This is a genomic window from Roseateles sp. (genome assembly GCF_965229315.1).
Lineage (GTDB): Bacteria > Pseudomonadota > Gammaproteobacteria > Burkholderiales > Burkholderiaceae_C > Pelomonas.
On record NZ_CBDDJA010000002.1, the window covers coordinates 89,643 to 111,237 of the forward strand.

The window sequence follows — 21,595 nt, forward strand, 5'->3', positions numbered from 1 at the left end:
AGAATCCCGGGTTTCCACCGAGGACCCGTGATGGCCGACCCGACCCCGCAAGACGTTCGCGATTTCATTGCCGCCGGCCTGCCGTGCGCGCATCTGGAAGTCGAGGGCGACGGGCGCCATTTCTTTGCCACCATCGTGTCCGCGGAGTTCACGGGCCTGACGCGCATCAAGCGCCACCAGCGCGTCTACACGGCGCTGGGCGACCGCATGCGCGAGCAGATCCACGCGCTGTCGATGAAGACGCTGACGCCCGAGGAGTGGGCGCAATGAGCGGCCTGACGCTCGCGCTCTCCAAGGGCCGCATCTTCGAGGAGACGCTGCCACTGCTGCGCGCCGCCGGCGTCGAGGTGCTGGAGGACCCCGAGACCTCGCGCAAGCTGATTCTCTCGACCAACCAGCCGCAGGTTCGCGTCGTGCTCGTGCGCGCCAGCGACGTGCCGACCTATGTGCAATACGGCGGCGCCGACCTCGGCGTGGCCGGCCGCGACGTGCTGCACGAGCAGGCGCTCGCGCAGGGTGGCTCGCACGGGCTGTACCAGCCGCTGGACCTGAAGATCGCCCGCTGCCGCATGAGCGTGGCCGTGCGCGCCGACTTCGACTACGCCGCCGCCATCCAGCAAGGCTCACGCATCCGCGTGGCCACCAAGTACACCGAGATCGCGCGCCAGCACTTCGCCGACAAGGGCGTGCACGTGGACCTGATCAAGCTCTACGGGTCGATGGAGCTGGCACCGCTGACCGGCCTGGCCGACGCCATCGTCGACCTGGTCTCCACCGGCAACACGCTGCGCGCGAACAAGCTGGTCGAGGTGGAACAGATCATGGACATCTCCTCGCGCCTGGTCGTCAACCAGGCCGCGCTCAAGCTCAAGCGCGACGCGCTGCGCCCGCTGATCGACGCCTTCGCGAAGGCCATCGCATGACGCTCATCCGCCAACTCTCCACCGCCGCCGCCGACTTCGCCACCGAGTTCGAGCGCCTGCGCCACTGGTCCGCGGAAACGGATGCCGCCATCGAAGGCCGCGTCGCCGAGATCCTGGCCGACGTGCGCACCCGCGGCGACGCCGCCGTGCTGGACTACACGGCCCGCTTCGACCGCCTGCAGGCCGGCAGCGTCGCGGCGCTGGAGATCACCCAGGCCGAGCTGCAGGCCGCGCTGGCGGCCATCACGCCGGCCCAGCGCGATGCATTGCAGGCCGCCGCCGGGCGCGTGCGGGCCTATCACGAGCGCCAGCTCCAGGCCTGCGGCCTCAGCTGGAGCTACCGTGACGAAGACGGCAACCTGCTGGGCCAGAAGGTCACGCCGCTGGACCGCGTGGGCCTGTACGTGCCTGGCGGCAAGGCGGCCTATCCGAGCAGCGTGCTGATGAACGCGATCCCGGCCCATGTGGCCGGCGTGCAGGAAATCATCATGGTCGTGCCCACGCCGGACGGCGTGCGCAACCCGCTGGTGCTGGCGGCTGCCGCGGTGGCCGGCGTGCATCGCGTGTTCACCGTGGGCGGTGCACAGGCGATCGCCGCGCTGGCCTACGGCACGGCCACCATCCCGCGCGTGGACAAGATCACCGGCCCGGGCAACGCCTACGTGGCCTCGGCCAAGAAGCATGTGTTCGGCCAGGTCGGCATCGACATGATTGCCGGGCCCAGCGAGATTCTCGTCATCGCCGACGGCAGCACGCCGGCGGACTGGGTGGCGATGGACTTGTTCAGCCAGGCCGAGCATGACGAGCTGGCACAGAGCATTCTGCTCAGCCCCAGTGCCGACTACCTGGACGCCGTGCGCGCCAGCATGGCCCGGCTGCTGACCACGCTGCCGCGCGAGACCACCATCCGCGCGTCGCTGCAGGGGCGCGGCGCGCTGATCCTGACGCGCTCGATGGAAGAAGCCTGCGAGATCAGCAACGCCATCGCCCCCGAGCACCTGGAGATCAGCGCCGCGGAGCCGCAGCGCTGGGAGCCGCTGCTGCGCCACGCCGGCGCCATCTTCATGGGTGCCTACACCAGCGAAAGCCTGGGCGACTACTGCGCCGGTCCCAACCACGTGCTGCCCACGGCCGGCACGGCCCGCTTCTCGTCGCCGCTGGGCGTCTACGACTTCCAGAAGCGCAGCAGCCTCATCGAGGTCAGCGAGGCCGGGGCGCAGAGCCTGGGCCGCATCGCGTCCGAACTGGCGCATGGCGAAGGCTTGCAGGCCCACGCGCGCGCTGCGGAGCTGCGGCTCAAGGGCTAGAGCTCGAAAAGACACGAAGTTCGTGCAACACGAACTTCGTGTTACTCTTGCGGCCATGAAGAACGTCACCGTCTCCATGGACGATGCGGTCGCCGAATGGGCCCGGCTGGAGGCGGCGCGCCGCAACACCAGCGTGTCGCGCCTGCTGGGTGAGCTGCTGGGCGAGAAGATGCGCCACGACGACGCCTACGAGCGCGCCTTCCAGGACTGGATGCACCGCGAGCGGTCCTGGGCCTCCGACGGCCAGCCCTACCCGGGGCGGACATGAGGCCCCTCGTCCAACGGGTACGTTGGCCGGTCCCCCGAGGGGACGGCGATGCTTGCCGGATCGACCGGCAAACACATCGCCTGAGCGGGCCGGCTTGGGAGCGGCCCGGCGCTCGGCCCGCGAGAACGCGGACATGAACACCAGCGATCCCGTTTTCGTCGACACCTCCGTGCTGCTGTTCAGCGAGGACGGTGCGCGCCCGGCCGAGCGCGAGCGGGTGCTGGCCTGGCTGCGCGAGCTGTGGGCCACGCGCCTGGGCCGCGTGTCGGTGCAGGTGCTCAGCGACTTCTACCTGCTGGCCACCCAGCGCGTGAACCCGCCCATGCCGCAGGGCGATGTGCGCGCCGAGGTGCGCCGCTACCAGCACTGGCAGCCCTGGCAGGCCGACCAGGCCACCGTCGAGTCCGCGTGGTCGCTGGAAAGCCGCTTCGGCCTGCCGTTCGCCGACGCCCTCGTGGTTGCCAGCGCCAAGGCCCAGGGCTGCACGCGCCTGCTCAGCCTGGCGCTGCCGCACGAGGCCCAGTACGACAGCGTGCAGGTGCTCAACCCCCTCGTCACCGCTCCCTGACCGCGCCATGACCGACCGCCTGCAAGAAGCCCTGGACCGCATCCGCCCGGACGTGCGCGCCGCCCATGCCTACGCGGTGCAGCCCAGCGCCGGCGTCGTCAAGCTGGACATCATGGAGAACCCCTTCCGCCTGCCGCCCGAGCTGCAGCGGGCGCTGGGCGAACGGCTGGGCGCCGTGGCCATCAACCGCTACCCGGCCGAACGCACCGCCGAGCTGGCCAGCGCGCTGCGCGAGCATGCCGGCGTGCCGCCGGAGGTGGGCATCACGCTGGGCAATGGGTCGGACGAGCTGATCAGCCTGCTGACGCTGGCCGTCGCCCAGCCCGGCGCCGCCATCGTCTCGCCGGTGCCCAGCTTCGTCATCTACGAGATGTGCGCCCGGCACCAGCGGCTGGATTTCGTCGGCGTGCCGCTGCGTGCCGATGATTTCGAGCTGGACGAGGCGGCGATGCTGGCCGCCATCGAGCAGCACCAGCCTGCGCTGGTCTACCTGTCCTACCCGAACAACCCCACCGGCAACCTGTGGAGCGCCGCCAGCATCGAGCGCATCGTCGCCGCGGCGCCGGGCCTGGTGGTCATGGACGAGGCCTACCAGCCGTTCGCGTCCGGCGACAGCCTGGCGCTGATGGCCCGCCATCCGCACGTGCTGGTCATGCGCACCATGAGCAAGTTCGGCCTGGCCGGCGTGCGCATCGGCTATCTGCTGGGCGCGAAGGCGCTGACCGACGAGATCGAGAAACTGCGCCCGCCGTTCAACATCAGCGTGCTGAACGCCGAGGCCGCGCTGTTCGCGCTGGCGCATGCCGAGGTCTACGCCGCGCAGGCCGCCACGCTGCGCGCCGAGCGCGAACGCGTGTTCGCCGCGCTGCAGGCGCTGCCCGGCATCGCGCCGTGGCCCAGTCAGGGCAATATGATTTTGGCGAGAGTCCGCGACGCGGCCGCCACCTTTGCCGCACTGAAGGCCCGGGGCGTGCTCATCAAGAACGTTTCCGCAGCCCACCCCTTGCTTGCGAACTGCCTGCGCATCACCATCGGCACGCCGGACGAAAACACCCGCCTGCTGGCCGAACTCCCCCAGTGCCTGTCATGACCGCCACCCCACCCGCTCCTTCACGTACGGCCGAAGTCACCCGCAACACCCGCGAGACACGCATCACCGTGCGCGTGAACCTCGACGGCACGGGCCAGTCCAAGCTGCACACCGGCATCGGCTTCTTCGACCACATGCTGGACCAGATTGCCCGCCACGGGCTGATGGACCTGGACGTCCACTGCGAAGGCGACCTGCACATCGACGGCCACCACACGGTGGAGGACGTGGGCATCACGCTGGGCATGGCCGTCGCGCAGGCCGTGGGCGACAAGGCCGGCCTCACGCGCTACGGCCACAGCTACGTGCCGCTGGACGAGGCCTTGTCGCGCGTGGTCATCGACCTGTCCGGCCGCCCGGGCCTGCACATGGATTGCAAGTTCACGGCCGGCAGCATCGGCGCGTTCGACACGCAGCTGACCTTCGAGTTCTTCCAGGGCTTCGCCAACCTGGCGCTGGCCACCGTGCACATCGACAACCTGAAGGGCCACAACGCCCACCACCAGGCCGAGACCATGTTCAAGGCCTTCGGCCGCGCGCTGCGCATGGCGACGACGCCGGACCCACGCTCGGCGGGCGTGATCCCGTCGACGAAGGGCTCGTTGTGACGCGAACCGTCGCTGTGGTGGACTACGGCATGGGCAACCTGCGCTCCGTGTCGCAGGCGGTCATCCATGCCGCAGAGGGCCAGGGTTTCGAGGTCGCCATCACCTGCGACCCCGATGTCGTGCGCGCCGCCGAGCGCATCGTGCTGCCGGGTCAGGGCGCGATGCGCGACTGCATGCGCGAGCTGGCCGACTCGGGCGTCAAGGAGGCCGTGCTCGAAGCCGCCGCCACCAAGCCGCTGCTGGGCGTGTGCGTGGGCATGCAGATGCTGCTGGACCACAGCGAGGAGCAGGACACGCCGGGCCTGGGCCTCATCCCCGGGCGCGTGCAGCGCTTCCAACTCGAAGGCCGGCTGCAGGAAGACGGCAGCCGCTTCAAGGTGCCGCAGATGGGCTGGAACCGCGTGCACCAGGCCAGGGCGCACGCAGTGTGGGATGGCATCCCGGACGACAGCTGGTTCTACTTCGTGCACAGTTTCTACGCAACGACGTCGTCGCCCGAACACAGTGCCGGCGAGGCCGACTACGGCGCGCGCTTTACCTGCGCTGTGGCGCGGGATAACATTTTTGCGACCCAATTCCACCCCGAGAAAAGTGCCGCCCTCGGCCTCGCGCTGTACCGAAATTTCCTCCACTGGAAGCCCTGAGCCGGTCTTCGCCTTCTCGCCCACTTTCCCACGCTGCCCTCGGCCATGCTGCTGATCCCTGCCATCGACCTCAAAGACGGTCGCTGTGTCCGCCTCAAGCAAGGCGACATGAACGACTCCACCACCTTCGGCGAGGACCCTGCCGCGATGGCGCGCCGCTGGGTCGATGCCGGCGCGCGCCGGCTGCACCTGGTGGACCTGAACGGCGCCTTCGCGGGCAAGCCGGTCAACGAGCCGGCCATCAAGGCCATCATCCGCGAGGTGGGCGACGAGATCCCCATCCAGCTCGGCGGCGGCATCCGCGACCTCGACACCATCGAGCGCTACCTGGACGACGGCCTGAGCTACATCATCATCGGCACGGCCGCCGTCAAGAACCCCGGCTTCCTGAAGGATGCCTGCAGCGCCTTCGGCGGTCACATCATCGTGGGCCTGGACGCCAAGGACGGCAAGGTCGCCACCGACGGCTGGAGCAAGCTGACGGGCCACGAGGTCATCGACCTGGCGCAGAAGTTCCAGGACTACGGTGTCGAGGGGGTCATCTACACCGACATCGGCCGGGACGGCATGTTGACCGGCATCAACATCGAGGCCACCGTCAAGCTCGCCCAGGCGCTGACGATTCCCGTCATCGCCTCGGGCGGCCTGTCCGACATCGCCGACATCGAGCGCCTGTGCGCCGTCATGGCGGACGGCGTCGAGGGCGTCATCTGCGGCCGCTCCATCTACACCGGCGCGCTGGACTTCAGCGCCGCCCAGGTGCGGGCCGACGAGCTGATCGCCGCGGCCGGTTGAGTCGCCGCGCTCAGTGGCCGCGGCGGCGGCGCGCCGCGAAGGCCAGCACGCCCAGGCCGCTCAGCATCAGCGCATAGGTCTCGGGTTCCGGCACCGGCGTCAGCAGCGCGCGGATCTCGCCGCCCGGGAAGGCGGTGGTGTGCACATTCAGGTAGGCATTGCCGCTGTCCAGCCCCGCCGCCAGCGCATTGAAGGCCGAGCCCACCGTGCCGCCGTTGGCGGTGATGAAGGCCGCGTTGTAGCTGCTGGCCAGCGACATGTCGAAGGTGTGGTCGTAAATGCCCGAGGTCACGCCGGTCGGGAAGCCCGTGAAGCTGGGCGTCTGCGTGGCCACGCCCACATTGGCGGCACCCGGTGTCACGGTGCAGCAATGGATGTGGGACGCCGTCGTCGTGCCGATGAGGCCGGCGAACGTCACCTGCACGCGCAGGGTCAGCAGGTCGAAATCCATCGTGACCGTGGCCAGGCCGGTGCCCGGCGTCACGGCGGTGGGAATCTCGCTGGTCCCCAGCAGCAGGGCCTGATAAACGGTCTCATGCGCGTGGGCGGGCAGGGCAGCCGTCAGCGCGGCAGCGGTCAGCGAGGCAAGGGCAAAGCGTTGCATGGAGGTCTCCTGGAGGGTGGGGTGACGGGGCGAAGCCGCTCGCATTGGGCGCCGCTGCCCCTACGCCGGGAAGCCCCTAACCATCAAGGGAATAATCCGGGCTCTGCTGTCGCTCCCCTCTCATGCTCGCCAAACGCATCATTCCCTGCCTCGACGTCACTGCCGGCCGCGTGGTCAAGGGTGTCAACTTCGTCGGATTGCGTGACGCAGGCGACCCGGTCGACATCGCGGCGCGCTACAACGAGCAGGGCGCCGACGAGCTGACCTTCCTCGACATCACCGCCACGAGCGACGGCCGCGACCTCATCCTGCCCATCATCGAGGCGGTGGCCAGCCAGGTGTTCATCCCGCTGACGGTGGGCGGTGGTGTGCGCGCGGTGGCCGACGTGCGGCGGCTGCTGAACGCCGGCGCCGACAAGGTCAGCTTCAACTCCGCCGCGGTGGCCGACCCCGAACTCATCCGCGCCGCCAGCGACCGATACGGCGCGCAGTGCATCGTCGTCGCCATCGACGCCAAGCGCCGGCCGGATGGCGACGCGAGAGGCGAGGGCTGGGATGTCTACACGCACGGCGGCCGCAAGAACACCGGGCTGGACGCCGTGACCTGGGCCAGGCAGATGGCCGAGTTCGGCGCCGGCGAGATCCTGCTGACCAGCATGGACCGCGACGGCACCAAGAGCGGCTTCGACCTGGCGCTGACGCGCGCCGTGTCCGACGCGGTGCCGGTGCCCGTCATCGCCTCCGGCGGGGTCGGCTCGCTGGAGGATCTGGCCGATGGCGTCACGCTCGGCGGCGCCGACGCGGTGCTGGCCGCCAGCATCTTCCACTTCGGCCAGCACACGGTCGGCGAAGCCAAGGCGCTGATGGCGGCGCGCGGCATCGCGGTGCGACAGTGAGCGGCAAGCCGCCCGGCCGCCCATGGCCTGCGGCCGCGTCGCGCGGGCCGGGCGAAGTGCGCATCATCGGCGGGCAATGGAAGCGCTCCAAGCTGCCCGTGCCAGACGTGCCGGGCCTGCGCCCCACGTCCGACCGCGTGCGCGAGACGCTGTTCAACTGGCTGGGCCAGACGCTGACCGGCTGGCGCGTGCTGGACGCCTTTGCGGGCAGCGGCGCGCTCGGTTTCGAGGCCGCGTCGCGCGGGGCGGATGCGGTGGTGATGGTCGAGCGCGAGGCGGAGCTGGTGGACGGGCTGCGCGCCAGCCAGCGGCGCCTGCAGGCCATGGCCATCACCATCCACCGCGCCAATGCACTGAACTGGATGACGGCCTGCGCGGACCGCTTCGACCTCATCTTTCTCGACCCGCCGTTCGCGGACGACCTGTTCGACCGCGCGCTGGCCGCGGCCGTCGCGCTGCTGGCCGAAGGCGGGCTGATCTACATCGAATCCCCCGGCGAGGTCGTGCCGCCGGCCGGGTTCAGCGCCTGGCGGCAGGGGCGGGCCGGCGCGGTCCACTACCAGTTGCTCCAGCGCGGGCATGATTGACGCATCGCCGGACCCCACCATGACCTCGCGCACCACCATCACCGCCGTCTATCCCGGCACCTTCGACCCCATCACCTTGGGCCACGAGGATTTGATGCGCCGCGCGGCCGGCCTGTTCGAGCGCCTCGTCCTGGCGGTGGCGGTGGGCCATCACAAGAAGACGCTGTTCAGCCTGGATGAACGGCTGACCATGGCCCAGGAGGCGGCCGCGCCGCTGGGCAATGTCGAGGTCATCGCCTTCGACGGACTGCTGCGCGATTTCGTGCGTGAGAACGCGGGCCGGGTCGTCGTGCGCGGGCTGCGCACCGGTGGCGACTTCGAGTACGAGTTCCAGATGGCCGGCATGAACCGCAAGCTCATGCCCGAGGTCGAGACCATCTTCCTGACGCCTGGCGAGCGCCACCAGTACACGTCCAGCACCTTCGTGCGCGAGATCGCCACGCTGGGCGGCGAGGTGGCCGAGTTCGTGTCGCCGGTCGTGCTGGCCCGGCTGAACGACAAGTTCAAGGAGGGCTGACGATGGCGCTGATGATCACGGACACGCGGGGCGGGAATCGGCGAGGCATGCCTTGCCCCGCCACGCGCGGCGCGCGCATGCAGGCGCGTGCCGTGTTCGTCCGCCAGCCGGGTGGCGGTGTGGCATGGCGCTGATGATCACGGACACGCGGGGCGGGAATCGGCAAGGCATGCCTTGCCCCGCCACGCGCGGCGCGCGCATGCAGGCGCGTGCCGTGTTCGTCCGCCAGCCGGGTGGAGGTGTGGCATGGCGCTGATGATCACGGACACGCGGGGCGGGAATCGGCAAGGCATGCCTTGCCCCGCCACGCGCGGCGCGCGCATGCAGGCGCGTGCCGTGTTCGTCCGCCAGCCGGGTGGAGGTGTGGCATGGCGCTGATGATCACGGACGAATGCATCAACTGCGACGTCTGCGAACCCGCCTGCCCGAACCAGGCGATCAGCATGGGCGAGGAGTTCTACCAGATCGACCCGGGCAAGTGCACCGAGTGCGTGGGCCATTTCGACGAGCCGCAGTGCGTGATGCTGTGCCCGGTCGCCTGCATCCCGCTCAACCCGGCGCACATCGAGACGCGCGAGACGCTGATGCAGAAGTACCGGCGTTTGACGGCGGCCCCGCCTACTGCGGGAACAGCGTCCTGAGCAACCCGGCCAGCCGTGCGCCGGCCAGCGCCAGCTGCCTGTGCTTGATGGCGTCGGCCCGGGCGTCGTAGCCGCGCGGCAGGCCGACGTCCCAGTTCGCGCCCTGCTTGGGCGAAAACGCGAGGCCCTCGAAGGCGACGTTCGCCTGCTGCAGTGACTCGCTGGCCCAGCGCGCTGGCCAGTCGAGCGGGCTGCCGCCGTCGGGGGGCACCTGGCGCGCCTGCGCCAGCCAGGCAGCATCGACGTGCCGGGGCTTGAAGGTCTCGGGCACCAGGTCCCACACGGTGTGCAGGTTCAGCGACCCTGGCCCGGTGAGTGGCGTGCCGGCGACGTGCAGGCTGTTGCCGCCGGTGGTGACGCTGTCGGGGTCCAGGCCCGTCTTGTCGGGGTCGACGTAGCGGCCCTGGGTGTCGAGGTAGGCGGTGCCGACGTGCAGCGGCTCATGCAGGTCGCCCACCAGGTGGACCAGCACGAGCAGCGCCTCGCGCGGTGACTTGAAGTCCATCGGCGCCGTCGCGGGCTGGCCCTGCAGCACCCGGATGGCCGCCTGCATCGCGCCCACGATGTCGTGGCTGCTGGTGCCCGCGAAGCCCTCGATGTAGCGGCTGCGCTGCAGCGCGACGTCGGTGTAGTGGTATTGCTGGTGGCAGTCCTCCTCGCCGGCGTGCGGATGGCACTGGCGGAAGTTGCGGCGCACGTAGTCCGCCATCTCGGCGATGTGCTCGGGCGTCTCCATCGGCGCGCAGCTTGCATAGCGGCCGGGCGACGGGTAGCGGTAGCCGCTGTCGGGCTTGATGCCCTTGGCGCAGTCGGCCCACACGGCGGCGTCGGCCAGCGTCAGGTCGCCCAGCAGCGCCTTCACGCGGGCCTCGGCCGGCGTGCCCTTGATGAGGGCGGCCGTGATCGTCGCGGCGGTCTGGTGGCCGTCCGAGCGCCAGGCGAGCGCAGGCAGCGGCAGGGTGAGGGTGGCCGCGGCGGCTGCCGCGGCGAACAGGTGGCGCATGGCCTCTCCGAAGGATGGATTCAGGCCGGCATCTTGCCCTTTTCCACCGCGGCGCCGGGCGCCGCTTCAGCCGCCGCTCAATGCAGCGCCGCCGCAGCCATCAACCCCATCTCGTCGCTGCTCATCAGGGCTTGGATGTCCGTCAGGATGAGCATGCGCTCCACGTCGCCGGTGCGGATGCAGCCGATGCCCAGCATGAAGCCCGGTCCCACGGATGAGCTCATCTCGGGCACGGGCCTGATGCTGTCGGCGCCCAGCTCCAGCACGTCCGACACCGAGTCGACCACCACGCCGATCACGCGGTCGCTGAGGTTCAGCACGATGACCGCGGTGAAGTCGGTGTAGTCGGCGCTCTCGCAGCCGAGCTTCAGGCGCAGGTCGACGATGGGCACGATGACGCCGCGCAGGTTGATGACGCCCTTGATGAAGTGCGCTGCGTTGGCGATGCGGGTGGGCGCTTCATAGCGGCGGATCTCCTGCACGCGCAGGATGTCGATGCCGTACTCCTCGCCGCCCAGACGGAAACTGAGGAACTCCTTGGGCATCGCGGCCACGGTTCGCGTGTCCACGCGATGGGTCTGTACAAGCATGTTCATGTCGTTTGCCTTCGCGCTGCGTTCAGAACGATTCCCAGTTGTCGGTGCCCGTCTTGCTGCGCGCCTGGGGCAGCGGCGTGGGCTCGGAGGACGCCGCCTTGCGCGCGGCAGGCTTGGCCTTGAAGGCGGGCCGGATGACGTTCTTTGCCCGGTCCGGTGAACGTCGTTCCACCACAGGCGTCGAGCCGGCCGTTGTCGTGGCGTGGCCTCGTTCGTCGGCGAGCTTGAACACCGCCACCGCCTGCACCAGTTGTTGCGCCTGCACCTTCATGCTCTCGGCGGCCGCGGCGCTTTCCTCCACAAGCGCCGCGTTCTGCTGCGTCGCCTGGTCCATCTGCGTGACCGCTTCACCCACCTGGCTGACGCCCGCGCTCTGCTCGGTGCTCGCGGCGCTGATCTCGCCCATGATGTCCGTCACGCGCTGGATGGAGGCGACGACTTCGGTCATCGTCGTGCCCGCCTGGTCGACCAGCACCGAGCCTTGTTCGACGCGTTCGACGCTGGCGCCGATCAGCGTCTTGATCTCCTTGGCCGCCTCGGCCGAGCGGCCCGCGAGGTTGCGCACCTCGGAGGCGACGACGGCGAAGCCGCGGCCCTGCTCGCCGGCCCGGGCCGCCTCCACCGCGGCGTTCAGCGCCAGGATGTTGGTCTGGAAGGCGATGCCGTCGATGACGCCGATGATGTCGGCGATCTTCCTGGAGCTGTCGTTGATGCCCTTCATGGTCTGCACGACCTGGCCCACCACGTCGCCGCCCTTGATGGCCACGGCGCTGGCGCCCTGGGCCAGCTGGTTGGCCTGACGGGCGCTGTCGGCGTTCTGCTTGACGGTGGCGCTGAGCTCCTCCATCGACGCGGCCGTTTCCTCCAGCGCGGAGGCCTGTTCTTCGGTGCGGCTGGAGAGGTCGTTGTTGCCCTGTGCGATCTGGGCACTGGCGGTGGCGATGCTGTCGGCGGACGTCCGCACCTGGCTGATCAGGCCGACGAGCTGCCCCTGCATCTTGCCCATCGAGGCCAGCACGCTGCCTTCGGCGGCGTCATCCGCGCCCCGCAGCGGGCTGAGGTCGCCCTGGGCGACACGTTGGGCGGCGTCGCTGAGATCGGCCGGTTCGGCGCCGAGCGCCGTCACCAGGCGGCGCGTGATCAACCACCCCAGCACCACGGCCACCGCCACCGCGAAGGCGCTGATGCCCAGCATCATCGTGCGCTGGCTGGCGTAGGCGGCGGCAGACGCCGCGACATTGAGCTTCGCCTGCGCCTGGCTGTAGGTGATGTAGTCCTTGGTCGCGGCGAGCAGCGATGCCAGCAGGGGACGGCATTCGATGTTCATCTTGTCCACGGCCTCGTCGATCTTGCCGGAGGCAGCCAGCCCGACGATGGCCACGGCGACGGGGCCGTACTGGGACTCGACCTTGTCGATCGCAGCCACCAGCGCCCGATCATGCTCGGTGGCATCGGGCGCGCCCGCGAGGGCGTCCTTCAGCGCTTTCAGGCTCACCTGCAGGTCTTCGTTGGCCTTGACCGCCATGGTCTTGGCCGACTCGCGATCAGCCGCCGTCTTGACCAGCACCATGTCGCGCACGCCGATGGCACGGCGGTTGGCGAAGATGCGCACGTCCGTGGCCAGGTTCTCGCGTTCGGCCGCGCCGCTGACATAGCCCGAGAACCGGTCATTCGCGCCGCTCAGGCTGTGCAGCCCCAGCAGGCTGACGAACAGCACGAGGATGACGAGCGCGCCGAACGCGATCATCAGTTGGTTTTTTACGCTGAGGTTTTTCATGTCGCGGGCTCCTGGCGGTGCGGATGGGTGGGTGCGGTAGTGCAGGGCCGCACTCCACGCTTGGGGCGTCGATTGCGTGCCGCCAGTGTCATCGCGAACAAATGTTTTTGGTAACGAATTTATTCGCGCATGATGGGTTTGCGGTAATTTCTCATGCGGATCGACGGTGGCGACGCGCCAGCAACTCTGGGGTTGAATCCCCGCCCGCGAAGCCCCATCCTGCGCGCCATGCTGCCCAACACCCTGGCGCTGATCGACGACGACCTTCCCTACACGGACGGCTTGTCCCGCCATCTGCGCGGCCTCGGCATCGAAGTCACCACGTATGCGGACAGTGCCGACCTGCTGGCCAGCGCCCAGCCGTACAGCCACGACTTCTATGTCACCGACCTGATGCTGCCGAGCGTGGACGGCATCGACCTGATGAACGTGCTGCGCCGCCGCACCAGCGCCGGCATCCTCGTCGTCTCGGGGCGCCTGGGAGCCGACACATTCAAGCAGGTCATCCAGGCCGGTGCCGACATGTACCTGGCCAAGCCCGTGCAGTTTGAACAGGTGGCCGTGGCCATCGAGGCGGTGCAGCGGCGCGCGGGCGTGGCGGGCCTGGTGCAGCAGACTTGGCACCTGGACCGGCGGCTGGGCCAGTTGCTGGCCCCCGATGGCGCGCGCGTCGATCTGAGTGCGCGGGACCGGGCACTGCTGGAATGTTTCGTCGAGTCCAACGGTGATGTCGTGCCGCGGGAAACCCTGCTGGTGCGCCTGGGCGGCGCGCCGGACCCCGAGTCCTCTGGCGGCTTGAACGGCACGGTGTTTCGCCTTCGCCGGCGCATCGAGCGCGCCACGTCGGCGGCGGCGCCGTTGCAGGCGAAGTCCGGCATCGGCTACGCCTTCCGGGCGCCGCTGAAGGCGATCTGACGGGCCTCAGCGCGACGCGCCGGGATCGGCCTGCGTGACGACCAGCCGCAGCGTCGTGCCGCCGGGGCCGGTGTTCAGCAGTTCGGCCGTGCCGCCGTGCAAGGACATGACGCGCTCGACGATGTACAGGCCCAGGCCCAGGCCCAGGCCCAGGCCGCTGCCGTGGGCGCCGCTGCCGTGGCCGCCGCGCGTGAACAGCTGCGGCAGCAGCGTTGCGGGGATGCCCGCGCCGTGGTCGGTCACGTCGATCAGCAGCGCGGGCGGCTCGTCGCAGTCGCCGATGCGCAGTTGCACGGCAGACCCTGGTGGGCTGAACTTCAGCGCGTTGGACAGCAGGTTGCGCAGCGCCAGGCGCATCAGGCTCATGTCCATCAGCGCGGTGCGCGTGGGGGTGTCGCGCTGAATCTGGATACGGCCCCGCTCCTCGGCGGGCATGTCGGCAATGGCCACCGCGACCAGGGTGGCGATGTCCACGTCGTCCCGCTGTATCGGCTCGGGCCTGGCGAGCAAGCACGCGACGGCCAGGGTGTTGTCGATGCTGCCCAGCACATCGCACAGCACCCCCTGCGCCCTCAGCACCCGGTCCGACGTGAACCCGTCGCCGCTGGCGCGCAGCGAGCCCATGGCGCTTTGCAGCGCGGCCGACGCATTGTTCAGGGGCTGCCGCACTTCGTGCGCCAGCACGTCCAGCATCTGCGTGCGCTCCGCCAGCAAGGCCTGGAGCTGGGCCGCATGGGCCTCGATCTGGACCCGAAGCTGGTTCTCGCGCTGCAGGGCCGCCTGCGTCTCCTTCAGCTCGCTCACGTCGGTGACCTGAACCAGGAACCCGCGCACCTCGCCGTCGACGCGGTCGGGGATGTATTCGGCCAGGGATTGGCGCTGGATGCCGCCCGGCCCTGGCACCATGCGCTCGAACACCTGTCGCTCCCCCGCGAGCGCCTTGAGCATGTAGGGGCGGTTCATCGCGAACAGCTCCGGGCCGAGCAGATCGCGGATCGACGTGCCGAGCAGGCGGTCCGGGTCGACGCCGAACCAGGCCTCATAGGCACGGTTCGCAAACCGGCAGATCAGGTGGTGGTCCCAGTACGCCAGCATCGACGGCACGCGGTCGACCAGGAGACGCATGTGGTAGTCGGCGTCCGAACCAAGATCGTCCGTCATGGGGTCGCTTCAAGAGGCGGTTGACGCCGCCATTCTGAGCGCAATGCGCGGCCCGTGCGGACTTTCGACGGCCCGGTGGGCCCATGCGCTGAGGCGATGGGGGGGGCTCACGCGATCAGGCCAGCCAACGTCCCCGCCGCGAAATGGCCGTCGATGAAATCGGCCAGGCCGTCGAAGACGGCGTCCAGCGGGCGCACGCCGGCGTCGAACAGCGCCTGCAGCACGGCCGGCTGCTCGAACAGGCCATGTGCGTACAGGCCCAGCACCCGGTCGGCCTGCCAGCCCACCGCCTCGCCCGCCGCGTTGCGCAGCGCCACGCGCGGCGCGGGCAGGCCCGGGTGAGGCTGGGTGCGGCCGTGGCGGATCTCGTAGCCCGCGGCCTGCACGCCGGTGAGCGCCTGCCAGGGCGCATCCAGTTCGTCACTGAAGCGGAACTGCGTGCTGCGCAGCCGCTTGTCCGGCTCGAACACGGTCACCAGCGGCAGCAGGCCCAGGCCCGGCGCATTGCCGTCCACGCCGTGTGTGTCCACCAGCGCCTCGCCCAGCATCTGCAGCCCGCCGCAGATGCCCAGCACGCGACCGCGGTGGGTGTTGATGGCGGCGTCGAGCTTCTGCGCGCGCAGCCAGGCGAGGTCGGCTGCGGTGGATTTGCTGCCCGGCAGAACGATCCAGTCTGCGCCGGCCAGGTCGCGGGGTTCGCGTGCCCAGGACAGCCGCGCGCCGGGCAACTGCCGCAACGGCTGGAACTCGTCGAGGTTGGAGATGCGCGGGTAGGCGATGACGGCGATGTGCAGGCCGGCGCCGGTGGTCGCGTCGTCGCTCCGGCCGCGCGCCGGGCCGCTCCCAAGGGCGGCCGGGCCCCCCTGGGGGGCGGCCTGCGTACTCGCGGGCCCGGGGTCGTCATGAATGCCATCCTCCTCCGGCAGGCCGTGGCCGCGCCACATCGGCAGCGTGGCGATGGTGGGCACGCCCGTCAGCGCCTGCAGTTGTTCAGGGCCGGGCGCCAGCAGCGCCGCATCGCCGCGGAAGCGGTTCAGCACGAAGCCGCGCACCTGTGCGCGCACGTCGGCGGGCATGAGCTGGTGCGTGCCGTACAGGTGCGCGAAGGCGCCGCCGCGGTCGATGTCGGTGACCAGCAGGCAGGCCGCGCCCGATGCGCGCGCGGTGCCCAGGTTCACGTAGTCGCTGGCCGCCAGGTTGATCTCGGCCGGCGAGCCCGCGCCCTCGATGACGACCACGTCGTTCTCGGCCATCAGCGCGTGCAGCGCGCCTTCGGCACGCGGCCACAGCAGCGCGCTGCGCTGGCGCCACGGCAGGCGCGAGAGTTCGGCGTCCACGTCGCCCAGCACGACGACCTGGCTGTGCGTGTCGGCCTCGGGCTTGAGCAGCACCGGGTTCATGCGCACCTCGGGCACGCGCCGCGCCGCCAGCGCCTGGAAGTACTGGGCGCTGCCGATCTCGCCAAGGCGGTCATGCAGGCCCGGGACGACGCGCGCGTTGTTGCTCATGTTCTGGGCCTTGTACGGCGCCACCTTCAGCCCCTGGCGCGCATACCAGCGGCACAGCGCCGTCGCGAGCCAGCTCTTGCCGGCGCCGCTGGTCGTGCCCAGCACCATCACTGCCTTGGCGGTCATGAGAGTTCGCTTTCGATATCAAGCAGCGCCTGCTGCAGCGCCCGCTGGCTGCGCGGCGGCTGGGCCGACACGCGCACCCAGCCGGGCAGGCCGAAGGATGCCGCATCGCGCACGCGGATGCCGCGCTCGCGCAGCCGCGGCGCGATGTCGGGCCGCGGCGGGCGGGCCAGCCAGAAAGGGGTGCAGCTCGGCCGCTGTTCGGTCCAGCCGCACGCGGCGAGCATGCCGCGCTGCGTGGCGGCCCACGGGCCCAGTTGCGCGCGGGCGTCGGCCAGCCAGGCCTGCGTGGCGGTGTCATGCCAGTGGCCGAGCATCGCCACGCCCTCGGCCGACAACACCCAGCTCGGCGCCAGCGACAGCGCATGTGCCCAGGTGTCATCCTGCGCGGGGGCGACCAGGTAGCCCGCGCGCACGCCCGTCAGGCCCAGCGCCTTGTTGGGGCAGTGCATCTGCCAGGCCGAGGGCGGCAGCGGCGGCGCGGTGCCGTGCAGGCGCAGGGGTTCATAGGCGCGGTCCACCACGACCAGGTGCTCGCTCGCCAGCGCCGGCAAGGCCTCGAGGCTCTCGCCGGTCGGGTTGCACGGCTCGCAGCACCACACCAGCGCCGGCACCATCGGGCGGATGTCCGCCGGGTCGGCATAGGGTTTCACGGCCAGGCCCAGCGCCTGCGCCGCGAGCGCGTAGTCGCCAAAGCCAGGTTGCGGCACCCAGACCTCACGGCGGCCGGCGAGCATCGCGGCCAGCGTCAGGCGGCGCAGGCCTTCGGCGCCGCCGGCCGTGGGCAGCACGCGCTCGGCGTCCACGCCATGGGCGCGGCCGAGCTGGCGGCGCAGCGCGCGGTAGGCCGGGTCGGGGTAGGTGCGGCGGTCGGCCTGCTGCACGGCGCTCATCAGCGCAGGCGGCGGGCCCAGCGGGCTGGCGTTGGTGGAGAAATCGTGTACGGCCGGCGGCCCGTCGTCCGGGCCGCCATGCACGGGCGTCAGGGGCTGCATCGCGTTCAGCCCCTGAGCGCCCAGGCCAGCGCCGCCAGCAGCACCGTGCCGGCGATGACGGCCTGCCGGGCGGCGTTGCATGCGGCGTGCAGGTCGCCCGCCTGGACGGGCCGGCCGGCCGCGTGCAGCGTGTAGACGCCGGGTTTGCTCAAGCGCACGTGCAGCCGCAGCGCCATCGCGGCCATGGGCCAGCCGCTGTTGGGCGACGGCGTGCGGCGCGCCTCGTGCAGCAGCGCGCGCAGCGACGGCGGCATCAGCACCAGCGCCGTCAGGCGGGCTGGCAGCCAGGACAGCAGGTCGTCCGCGCGCGCGGCCCATTTGCCGCTCCACTCGCGCTCGTCCCGGTAGCCCCACATCGCGTCCGCCGTGTTGGCGAAGCGGTAGAGCGCCGCACCCGGCAGGCCGGCGATGGCGAACCAGAACAGCGGCGCGATGACGGAGTCGTTCAGGTTCTCGGCCAGCGTCTCGATGGCGGCCTCGCGCACCTCGACCGCGCTGAGTGCCGACGTGTCGCGGCTGACCAAGCGCGACAGCCGCGCGCGGCCCGCATCCAGAGATTCGGCCAGCGCCGTCTCCACGGCCAGCACCTCGTCGGCCAGCAGCGCCCAGGCCAGCAGCGGCTTCAGCAGCAGGCCGATCAGTGCCGCGGCGCCGATGAGGCGCAGCGGCGACGCCCAGGGCTGGAGCGCGATCAGCACCCAGCCCTCCAGCCACAGCGCGATGAAGGCCACCAGGGCCGCGCCCACCAGCCAGGCCAGTGCGCCGGCCATGAAGCCCAGGGCCGGCGGCAGCCGGGTCAGCCTGAACAGGCCGAGATAGCGGCCCATGCCCACGACCGGGTGCGCCCAGGTGGGCGGTTCGCCCAGCCGGTCCACCAGCAGGGCCACCCCAATCGCCAGCGGCAGCAGCAGCGCCATGGCCGTCACGCCAGCGGCGGCAGGCGGGCGATGAGGCCGCCCTTGAGCCGCTCGGGCCGGCGGTCCCAGGCGAGCAGGCCGTCGCCGGCTTGCGCATGCTGGGCGGCCACGTCCAGCAGCGCCTCGACGCTGGCCGCGTCCGCCGCCAGTTGCCCGAACAGGTAGCTGTGCTTGCCCGCGCCCTGCAGCGCCGCCGTGCAACTGCGGCTGCAGGCCGACATGCAAGCCTGGCCGCGCACGGGCAGCGGCCAGTCGCGCGCCAGCGCCTCGTTCTCGACGGCTTCGAGCAGCGCCCGGCCCTGGCCGTCGGCGCAGGTGGTGCAGATGGTCAGGGTGTCCATCAGTCCTCGATGCCGCGCTGCGCCGGCACACCCGCCCGGTAGTGATGCTTGACCATCGTCATCTCCGTCACCGTGTCCGCCAGCGCGATCAGCTCGGCCGGCGCGCCCCGCCCCGTCAGCACCACGTGCACATGCGAAGGCCGCTCGCGCAGGCAGGCCAGCACCGCGTCCAGCGACACCCAGCCGTAGCGCAGCGGGTACATGATCTCGTCCAGCACGACGAGGAAATGCTCGCCGCCACGGATGCTGCTCTCGGCGCGCGCCCAGCCTTCGCGGGCCAGGTCGGCGGAGTGCTCCAGGTCCTTGCTCTTCCACGAGAAGCCGTCGCCCAGGCCGATGATGGGCACGCCCAGTTGCTCGAACACGCGGTGCTCGCCGAAGCGCGCGCTGGGCACCTTCATGAACTGGTAGACCAGCACCGGCTTGCCGCGGCCATGGGCGCGCAGCGCCAGGCCGAAGGCGGCCGTGCTCTTGCCCTTGCCATCGCCCGTGTGCACCAGCACCAGGCCGCGGCGCTCGCCGCTGGGGATGACGCGTTCGCGGTCGACCGGGGGTTGTTCGATTTGCATCTGCGCTCAGCCTGCGAAGAAGGCCGCGACGGCCTCGGGGTTGGACGGGAAGTAGTGGTGGATGTAGCTCGCACGCAGCGAGCCGTGCTGGTAGAGCGCCTCGGCCGTGCGGCCGCCGTTGGGGTTGCTGGCCTGCGCAATGGGGGCGAGCGGCGTGTCCAGCGTCGAGTGGTGGAAGCTGTGGCCGCGCAGCGGGCCCTCGGGCCAGGCGATGGCCTGCAGGCCGAGCGCCGCCAGGCGCGGCTGCACGCGGGCGTCGCCGGGCAGCACGCCGGCCATGGCATGCGCGCGGCCGTCGACGTCGGTCAGCGCCTCCAGCAGCGCCAGCATGCCGCCGCATTCGGCCAGCAGCGGCCGGCCCGCCGCCACGTGGGCGGCGAGGGCGGCGAACAGCGTCGGATGGGCGCGCAACGCGTCGGCGTGCAGCTCGGGGTAGCCGCCCGGCAGCCACAGTGCATCGCAGTCGGGCAGCGCTTCGTGGCGGATGGGCGAGAAGAACGCCAGCTCGGCGCCCAGCGCCCGCAGTGTGTCCACGTTGGCCGGGTAGATGAAGCCGAAGGCGGCGTCGCGCGCGATGGCGATGCGCCGGCCTTGCAGCAGTCGCGGCCGCGGCGGTTCGGCGTCGGCCTCGAAGCGCTGGGACTTGAAGGGGAAGCCGGGTCGCAGGGCCGCCTCCCAGGCATCGGCCCAGGCGTTCAGCTGCGCGTCGAGCGCGGGCTGCTCCAGCGCCTGCACGAGGCCGAGGTGGCGCTCGGGCAGGCTGAGCGCCGCGTCGCGCGGCAAGGCCGCGATCAGCGGCAGGTCGCGGGGCAGGCCTTCGCCCAGCATGCGGCCGTGCGCGGCGCTGCCCACGCGGTTGGCGATGACGCCGCAGTGGCGCAGTTCGGGCCTGAAGCGCTGCAGGCCGGTGGCCACCGCCGCGAAGGTCTGGGCCATGGCCGAGGCGTCGATGACGCAGACGACCGGCAGGCCGAAGGCGGCGGCGAGGTCCGCGCTGCTCGGGTCGCCGTCGAACAGGCCCATGACGCCTTCGACGAGGATGAGGTCGGCCTCGCGCGCCGCGTCGACCAGCAGCGCCTGGCAATGCGCGAAGCCGCCCATGAACAGGTCGAGCTGGTAGACCGGGTGGCCGCTGGCGCGTTCGAGGATGGTGGGGTCGAGGAAGTCCGGCCCGGTCTTGAACACGCGCACCCGCTTGCCGCGGCGCGCCTGGCTGCGCGCGATGGCCGCGGTCACGCTGGTCTTGCCGGAGCCCGACGACGGCGCGCTGATGAAGAGGGCGGGGCAGGCGGTCATGGCGCACCCTTCGCGCTGCGCGCGGTCCCGCCGGGCAGGCGCCGAGCCCCTTCGGGCCGCCGTGCGGAGCTCATAGCGGCAGGGCCACCCAGCGGCCTTCGAGCTGCACGATGCGCAGGCTGGGCCCGAAGACGCGCCGCAGCGCGTCGTGCAGCGCCGGGTCGGCCGGTTCGCCGGTGTGCACGATGCGGCCATCGGCCATCAGCACGAGGTGGTCGGCCTGCAGTGCCAGGTGCAGTTCGTGCAGCACGCTGACGACGCTGTGGCCGGCCGCCACGCGCTCGCGCACCAGTGCCATCCATTCGGCCTGGTGCGGCGGGTCCAGGTGGGCCAGCGGCTCGTCCATCAGCGTCAGCGGCGCCTGCACGGCGAGTGCCCGGGCGAGCAGCACGCGCTGGCGTTCGCCGCCGGACAGCGAGCCCAGGCGGCGTTCGCGCCAGGCCCAGCTCTGCGTCGCCTCCATCGCCACCCGTGCGGCGTCGTGGTCGGCCGCAGTGGGCGGCACGAGCCAGGGGCGGTGCGGCAGGCGGCCCAGCAGCACCACGTCCAGCGCGGTCAGGTCGTCGGCGCCGGTCTCCTGCTGGCCCATCCAGGCGAGCTGGCGGGCACGTTCGCGCGGCGGCCATGCGTGCAGCGGCCGGCCGGCCAGCGTCGTCTCGCCGTCGCAGCGCTGCAGGCCGGCGATGGCGCGCAGCAGCGTGGACTTGCCCGCGCCGTTGGGGCCGACGATGGCCGTCCAGCGGCCCTGCGCAATGCTCAGGTCGATGTCGCGGATGAGGTCGCGCCCGTCGATGCGCACGCGCGTGATGCGGGCGTACAGCGCAGTCATGTCGGTTGCTTTCGCATGAATCCTGCGGGCCGAGCGCCGGGCCGCTCCCAAGCCGGTCCGCGCTGGCGATGGGCTTGCGGCTCCATGCCGCAAGCATCGCCACCCCCTCGAGGGACC

26 protein-coding genes are annotated in these 21,595 nt (G+C 71.0%); 14 read left to right on the forward strand and 12 right to left on the reverse strand.

The genetic code is table 11. The features are described 5' to 3' along the window. The first annotated feature begins 30 nt into the window (after positions 1 to 30). The 9 genes from ACO07H_RS05120 (at position 31) to hisA (ending at position 6,203) form a co-directional block, all read left to right on the forward strand. The gene (locus ACO07H_RS05120; protein WP_422011818.1) at positions 31 to 270 is read left to right on the forward strand and encodes a BolA family protein; all 240 of its coding nucleotides are present in this window, start codon (positions 31 to 33) and stop codon (positions 268 to 270) included. After that, positions 267 to 923, forward strand: coding sequence for an ATP phosphoribosyltransferase (gene hisG, locus ACO07H_RS05125; RefSeq protein WP_422011820.1), 657 nt, complete (start codon positions 267 to 269; stop codon positions 921 to 923). Before ACO07H_RS05120 ends, hisG begins: the two co-directional genes overlap by 4 nt. Next, the gene (gene hisD, locus ACO07H_RS05130; protein WP_422011822.1) at positions 920 to 2,230 is read left to right on the forward strand and encodes a histidinol dehydrogenase; all 1,311 of its coding nucleotides are present in this window, start codon (positions 920 to 922) and stop codon (positions 2,228 to 2,230) included. Before hisG ends, hisD begins: the two co-directional genes overlap by 4 nt. A 55-nt stretch (positions 2,231 to 2,285) precedes the next feature. After that, positions 2,286 to 2,498: a CopG family transcriptional regulator gene (locus tag ACO07H_RS05135; RefSeq protein WP_422011824.1), complete on the forward strand. Its 213-nt coding sequence runs from the start codon at positions 2,286 to 2,288 to the stop codon at positions 2,496 to 2,498. Positions 2,499 to 2,631: 133 nt separating this feature from the next. After that, a complete protein-coding gene (locus ACO07H_RS05140; protein WP_422011826.1) occupies positions 2,632 to 3,066 on the forward strand; it encodes a PIN domain-containing protein in 435 nt (144 codons plus the stop codon). Between the two features lie 7 nt (positions 3,067 to 3,073). After that, positions 3,074 to 4,156, forward strand: a complete 1,083-nt coding sequence (gene hisC, locus ACO07H_RS05145) for a histidinol-phosphate transaminase (RefSeq protein WP_422011828.1) — start codon at positions 3,074 to 3,076, stop codon at positions 4,154 to 4,156. Beyond that, positions 4,153 to 4,764 (forward strand): imidazoleglycerol-phosphate dehydratase HisB, encoded by a 612-nt coding sequence (gene hisB / locus ACO07H_RS05150; protein ID WP_422011830.1) that lies wholly within the window; start codon positions 4,153 to 4,155, stop codon positions 4,762 to 4,764. The genes hisC and hisB overlap by 4 nt, the downstream gene beginning before the upstream one ends. Further along, complete coding sequence (hisH, locus tag ACO07H_RS05155) at positions 4,761 to 5,408, forward strand: imidazole glycerol phosphate synthase subunit HisH (protein ID WP_422011832.1); 648 nt, start codon at positions 4,761 to 4,763, stop codon at positions 5,406 to 5,408. The genes hisB and hisH overlap by 4 nt, the downstream gene beginning before the upstream one ends. A gap of 45 nt (positions 5,409 to 5,453) precedes the next feature. Continuing rightward, the gene (gene hisA, locus ACO07H_RS05160; RefSeq protein ID WP_422011834.1) at positions 5,454 to 6,203 is read left to right on the forward strand and encodes a 1-(5-phosphoribosyl)-5-[(5-phosphoribosylamino)methylideneamino]imidazole-4-carboxamide isomerase; all 750 of its coding nucleotides are present in this window, start codon (positions 5,454 to 5,456) and stop codon (positions 6,201 to 6,203) included. A 10-nt stretch (positions 6,204 to 6,213) separates the two neighbouring features. Here hisA and ACO07H_RS05165 read toward each other — a convergent pair whose 3' ends face one another. Next, on the reverse strand, positions 6,214 to 6,807 hold the full coding sequence (locus tag ACO07H_RS05165; protein WP_422011836.1) for a CHRD domain-containing protein: 594 nt from the start codon (positions 6,805 to 6,807) through the stop codon (positions 6,214 to 6,216). A gap of 122 nt (positions 6,808 to 6,929) precedes the next feature. Between ACO07H_RS05165 and hisF the strand changes: the two genes are divergently transcribed. The 4 genes from hisF (at position 6,930) to ACO07H_RS05185 (ending at position 9,448) form a co-directional block, all read left to right on the forward strand. Beyond that, positions 6,930 to 7,703, forward strand: a complete 774-nt coding sequence (gene hisF, locus ACO07H_RS05170; RefSeq protein WP_422011838.1) for an imidazole glycerol phosphate synthase subunit HisF — start codon at positions 6,930 to 6,932, stop codon at positions 7,701 to 7,703. Beyond that, positions 7,700 to 8,290 carry a 16S rRNA (guanine(966)-N(2))-methyltransferase RsmD gene (gene rsmD / locus ACO07H_RS05175; protein ID WP_422011840.1) on the forward strand — a complete coding sequence of 197 codons (591 nt, stop codon included), beginning with the start codon at positions 7,700 to 7,702 and terminating at the stop codon, positions 8,288 to 8,290. Before hisF ends, rsmD begins: the two co-directional genes overlap by 4 nt. A gap of 19 nt (positions 8,291 to 8,309) precedes the next feature. Continuing rightward, positions 8,310 to 8,807, forward strand: a complete 498-nt coding sequence (gene coaD, locus ACO07H_RS05180; protein ID WP_422011842.1) for a pantetheine-phosphate adenylyltransferase — start codon at positions 8,310 to 8,312, stop codon at positions 8,805 to 8,807. A gap of 368 nt (positions 8,808 to 9,175) precedes the next feature. Continuing rightward, complete coding sequence (locus ACO07H_RS05185) at positions 9,176 to 9,448, forward strand: YfhL family 4Fe-4S dicluster ferredoxin (RefSeq protein WP_422011844.1); 273 nt, start codon at positions 9,176 to 9,178, stop codon at positions 9,446 to 9,448. Here the strand turns inward: ACO07H_RS05185 and ACO07H_RS05190 are convergent. The 3 genes from ACO07H_RS05190 to ACO07H_RS05200 form a co-directional block, all read right to left on the reverse strand. Next, positions 9,426 to 10,451, reverse strand: coding sequence for a S1/P1 nuclease (locus ACO07H_RS05190; RefSeq protein WP_422011846.1), 1,026 nt, complete (start codon positions 10,449 to 10,451; stop codon positions 9,426 to 9,428). The two genes, ACO07H_RS05185 and ACO07H_RS05190, sit on opposite strands and share 23 nt — an antisense overlap. A gap of 77 nt (positions 10,452 to 10,528) precedes the next feature. After that, positions 10,529 to 11,047, reverse strand: a complete 519-nt coding sequence (locus ACO07H_RS05195) for a chemotaxis protein CheW (RefSeq protein ID WP_422011848.1) — start codon at positions 11,045 to 11,047, stop codon at positions 10,529 to 10,531. 22 nt (positions 11,048 to 11,069) lie between these two features. Beyond that, positions 11,070 to 12,824, reverse strand: coding sequence for a methyl-accepting chemotaxis protein (locus tag ACO07H_RS05200; protein WP_422011850.1), 1,755 nt, complete (start codon positions 12,822 to 12,824; stop codon positions 11,070 to 11,072). Positions 12,825 to 13,052: 228 nt separating this feature from the next. Here ACO07H_RS05200 and ACO07H_RS05205 point away from each other — a divergent pair, with 228 nt between their 5' ends. After that, positions 13,053 to 13,739, forward strand: a complete 687-nt coding sequence (locus tag ACO07H_RS05205; RefSeq protein WP_422011852.1) for a response regulator transcription factor — start codon at positions 13,053 to 13,055, stop codon at positions 13,737 to 13,739. Between the two features lie 6 nt (positions 13,740 to 13,745). Here the strand turns inward: ACO07H_RS05205 and ACO07H_RS05210 are convergent, their stop codons facing one another. The 8 genes from ACO07H_RS05210 to ACO07H_RS05245 form a co-directional block, all read right to left on the reverse strand. Next, positions 13,746 to 14,900, reverse strand: coding sequence for an ATP-binding protein (locus ACO07H_RS05210; RefSeq protein WP_422011854.1), 1,155 nt, complete (start codon positions 14,898 to 14,900; stop codon positions 13,746 to 13,748). A 107-nt stretch (positions 14,901 to 15,007) separates the two neighbouring features. After that, positions 15,008 to 16,534 (reverse strand): cobyric acid synthase, encoded by a 1,527-nt coding sequence (locus ACO07H_RS05215; protein ID WP_422011856.1) that lies wholly within the window; start codon positions 16,532 to 16,534, stop codon positions 15,008 to 15,010. Beyond that, positions 16,531 to 17,526, reverse strand: a complete 996-nt coding sequence (locus tag ACO07H_RS05220) for an aminotransferase class I/II-fold pyridoxal phosphate-dependent enzyme (protein WP_422011858.1) — start codon at positions 17,524 to 17,526, stop codon at positions 16,531 to 16,533. Before ACO07H_RS05220 ends, ACO07H_RS05215 begins: the two co-directional genes overlap by 4 nt. Positions 17,527 to 17,531: 5 nt before the next feature. Further along, entirely contained in the window at positions 17,532 to 18,443 is a 912-nt protein-coding gene (cbiB, locus tag ACO07H_RS05225; protein WP_422011860.1) for an adenosylcobinamide-phosphate synthase CbiB, read from the reverse strand. A 5-nt stretch (positions 18,444 to 18,448) separates the two neighbouring features. Continuing rightward, positions 18,449 to 18,784 carry a DUF1636 family protein gene (locus ACO07H_RS05230; protein WP_422011862.1) on the reverse strand — a complete coding sequence of 112 codons (336 nt, stop codon included), beginning with the start codon at positions 18,782 to 18,784 and terminating at the stop codon, positions 18,449 to 18,451. After that, positions 18,784 to 19,353, reverse strand: coding sequence for a cob(I)yrinic acid a,c-diamide adenosyltransferase (gene cobO / locus ACO07H_RS05235; RefSeq protein ID WP_422011864.1), 570 nt, complete (start codon positions 19,351 to 19,353; stop codon positions 18,784 to 18,786). Before cobO ends, ACO07H_RS05230 begins: the two co-directional genes overlap by 1 nt. Before the next feature lie 6 nt (positions 19,354 to 19,359). Beyond that, positions 19,360 to 20,649 (reverse strand): cobyrinate a,c-diamide synthase, encoded by a 1,290-nt coding sequence (locus tag ACO07H_RS05240; RefSeq protein ID WP_422011866.1) that lies wholly within the window; start codon positions 20,647 to 20,649, stop codon positions 19,360 to 19,362. A 70-nt stretch (positions 20,650 to 20,719) separates the two neighbouring features. Further along, a complete protein-coding gene (locus tag ACO07H_RS05245; protein WP_422011868.1) occupies positions 20,720 to 21,478 on the reverse strand; it encodes an ABC transporter ATP-binding protein in 759 nt (252 codons plus the stop codon). Positions 21,479 to 21,595 lie beyond the last annotated feature (117 nt).

What these genes read in the sequence shown, in the direction of transcription:
- ACO07H_RS05120 (WP_422011818.1), top strand. Translation starts at nt 31, where the DNA reads ATGGCCGACCCGACCCCGCAAGACGTTCGCGATTTCATTGCCGCCGGC.
- hisG (WP_422011820.1), top strand. Translation starts at nt 267, where the DNA reads ATGAGCGGCCTGACGCTCGCGCTCTCCAAGGGCCGCATCTTCGAGGAG.
- hisD (WP_422011822.1), top strand. Translation starts at nt 920, where the DNA reads ATGACGCTCATCCGCCAACTCTCCACCGCCGCCGCCGACTTCGCCACC.
- ACO07H_RS05135 (WP_422011824.1), top strand. Translation starts at nt 2,286, where the DNA reads ATGAAGAACGTCACCGTCTCCATGGACGATGCGGTCGCCGAATGGGCC.
- ACO07H_RS05140 (WP_422011826.1), top strand. Translation starts at nt 2,632, where the DNA reads ATGAACACCAGCGATCCCGTTTTCGTCGACACCTCCGTGCTGCTGTTC.
- hisC (WP_422011828.1), top strand. Translation starts at nt 3,074, where the DNA reads ATGACCGACCGCCTGCAAGAAGCCCTGGACCGCATCCGCCCGGACGTG.
- hisB (WP_422011830.1), top strand. Translation starts at nt 4,153, where the DNA reads ATGACCGCCACCCCACCCGCTCCTTCACGTACGGCCGAAGTCACCCGC.
- hisA (WP_422011834.1), top strand. Translation starts at nt 5,454, where the DNA reads ATGCTGCTGATCCCTGCCATCGACCTCAAAGACGGTCGCTGTGTCCGC.
- ACO07H_RS05165 (WP_422011836.1), bottom strand. Translation starts at nt 6,807, where the DNA reads ATGCAACGCTTTGCCCTTGCCTCGCTGACCGCTGCCGCGCTGACGGCT.
- hisF (WP_422011838.1), top strand. Translation starts at nt 6,930, where the DNA reads ATGCTCGCCAAACGCATCATTCCCTGCCTCGACGTCACTGCCGGCCGC.
- coaD (WP_422011842.1), top strand. Translation starts at nt 8,310, where the DNA reads ATGACCTCGCGCACCACCATCACCGCCGTCTATCCCGGCACCTTCGAC.
- ACO07H_RS05185 (WP_422011844.1), top strand. Translation starts at nt 9,176, where the DNA reads ATGGCGCTGATGATCACGGACGAATGCATCAACTGCGACGTCTGCGAA.
- ACO07H_RS05190 (WP_422011846.1), bottom strand. Translation starts at nt 10,451, where the DNA reads ATGCGCCACCTGTTCGCCGCGGCAGCCGCCGCGGCCACCCTCACCCTG.
- ACO07H_RS05195 (WP_422011848.1), bottom strand. Translation starts at nt 11,047, where the DNA reads ATGAACATGCTTGTACAGACCCATCGCGTGGACACGCGAACCGTGGCC.
- ACO07H_RS05200 (WP_422011850.1), bottom strand. Translation starts at nt 12,824, where the DNA reads ATGAAAAACCTCAGCGTAAAAAACCAACTGATGATCGCGTTCGGCGCG.
- ACO07H_RS05205 (WP_422011852.1), top strand. Translation starts at nt 13,053, where the DNA reads ATGCTGCCCAACACCCTGGCGCTGATCGACGACGACCTTCCCTACACG.
- ACO07H_RS05210 (WP_422011854.1), bottom strand. Translation starts at nt 14,900, where the DNA reads ATGACGGACGATCTTGGTTCGGACGCCGACTACCACATGCGTCTCCTG.
- ACO07H_RS05215 (WP_422011856.1), bottom strand. Translation starts at nt 16,534, where the DNA reads ATGACCGCCAAGGCAGTGATGGTGCTGGGCACGACCAGCGGCGCCGGC.
- ACO07H_RS05220 (WP_422011858.1), bottom strand. Translation starts at nt 17,526, where the DNA reads ATGCAGCCCCTGACGCCCGTGCATGGCGGCCCGGACGACGGGCCGCCG.
- cbiB (WP_422011860.1), bottom strand. Translation starts at nt 18,443, where the DNA reads ATGGCGCTGCTGCTGCCGCTGGCGATTGGGGTGGCCCTGCTGGTGGAC.
- ACO07H_RS05230 (WP_422011862.1), bottom strand. Translation starts at nt 18,784, where the DNA reads ATGGACACCCTGACCATCTGCACCACCTGCGCCGACGGCCAGGGCCGG.
- cobO (WP_422011864.1), bottom strand. Translation starts at nt 19,353, where the DNA reads ATGCAAATCGAACAACCCCCGGTCGACCGCGAACGCGTCATCCCCAGC.
- ACO07H_RS05240 (WP_422011866.1), bottom strand. Translation starts at nt 20,649, where the DNA reads ATGACCGCCTGCCCCGCCCTCTTCATCAGCGCGCCGTCGTCGGGCTCC.
- ACO07H_RS05245 (WP_422011868.1), bottom strand. Translation starts at nt 21,478, where the DNA reads ATGACTGCGCTGTACGCCCGCATCACGCGCGTGCGCATCGACGGGCGC.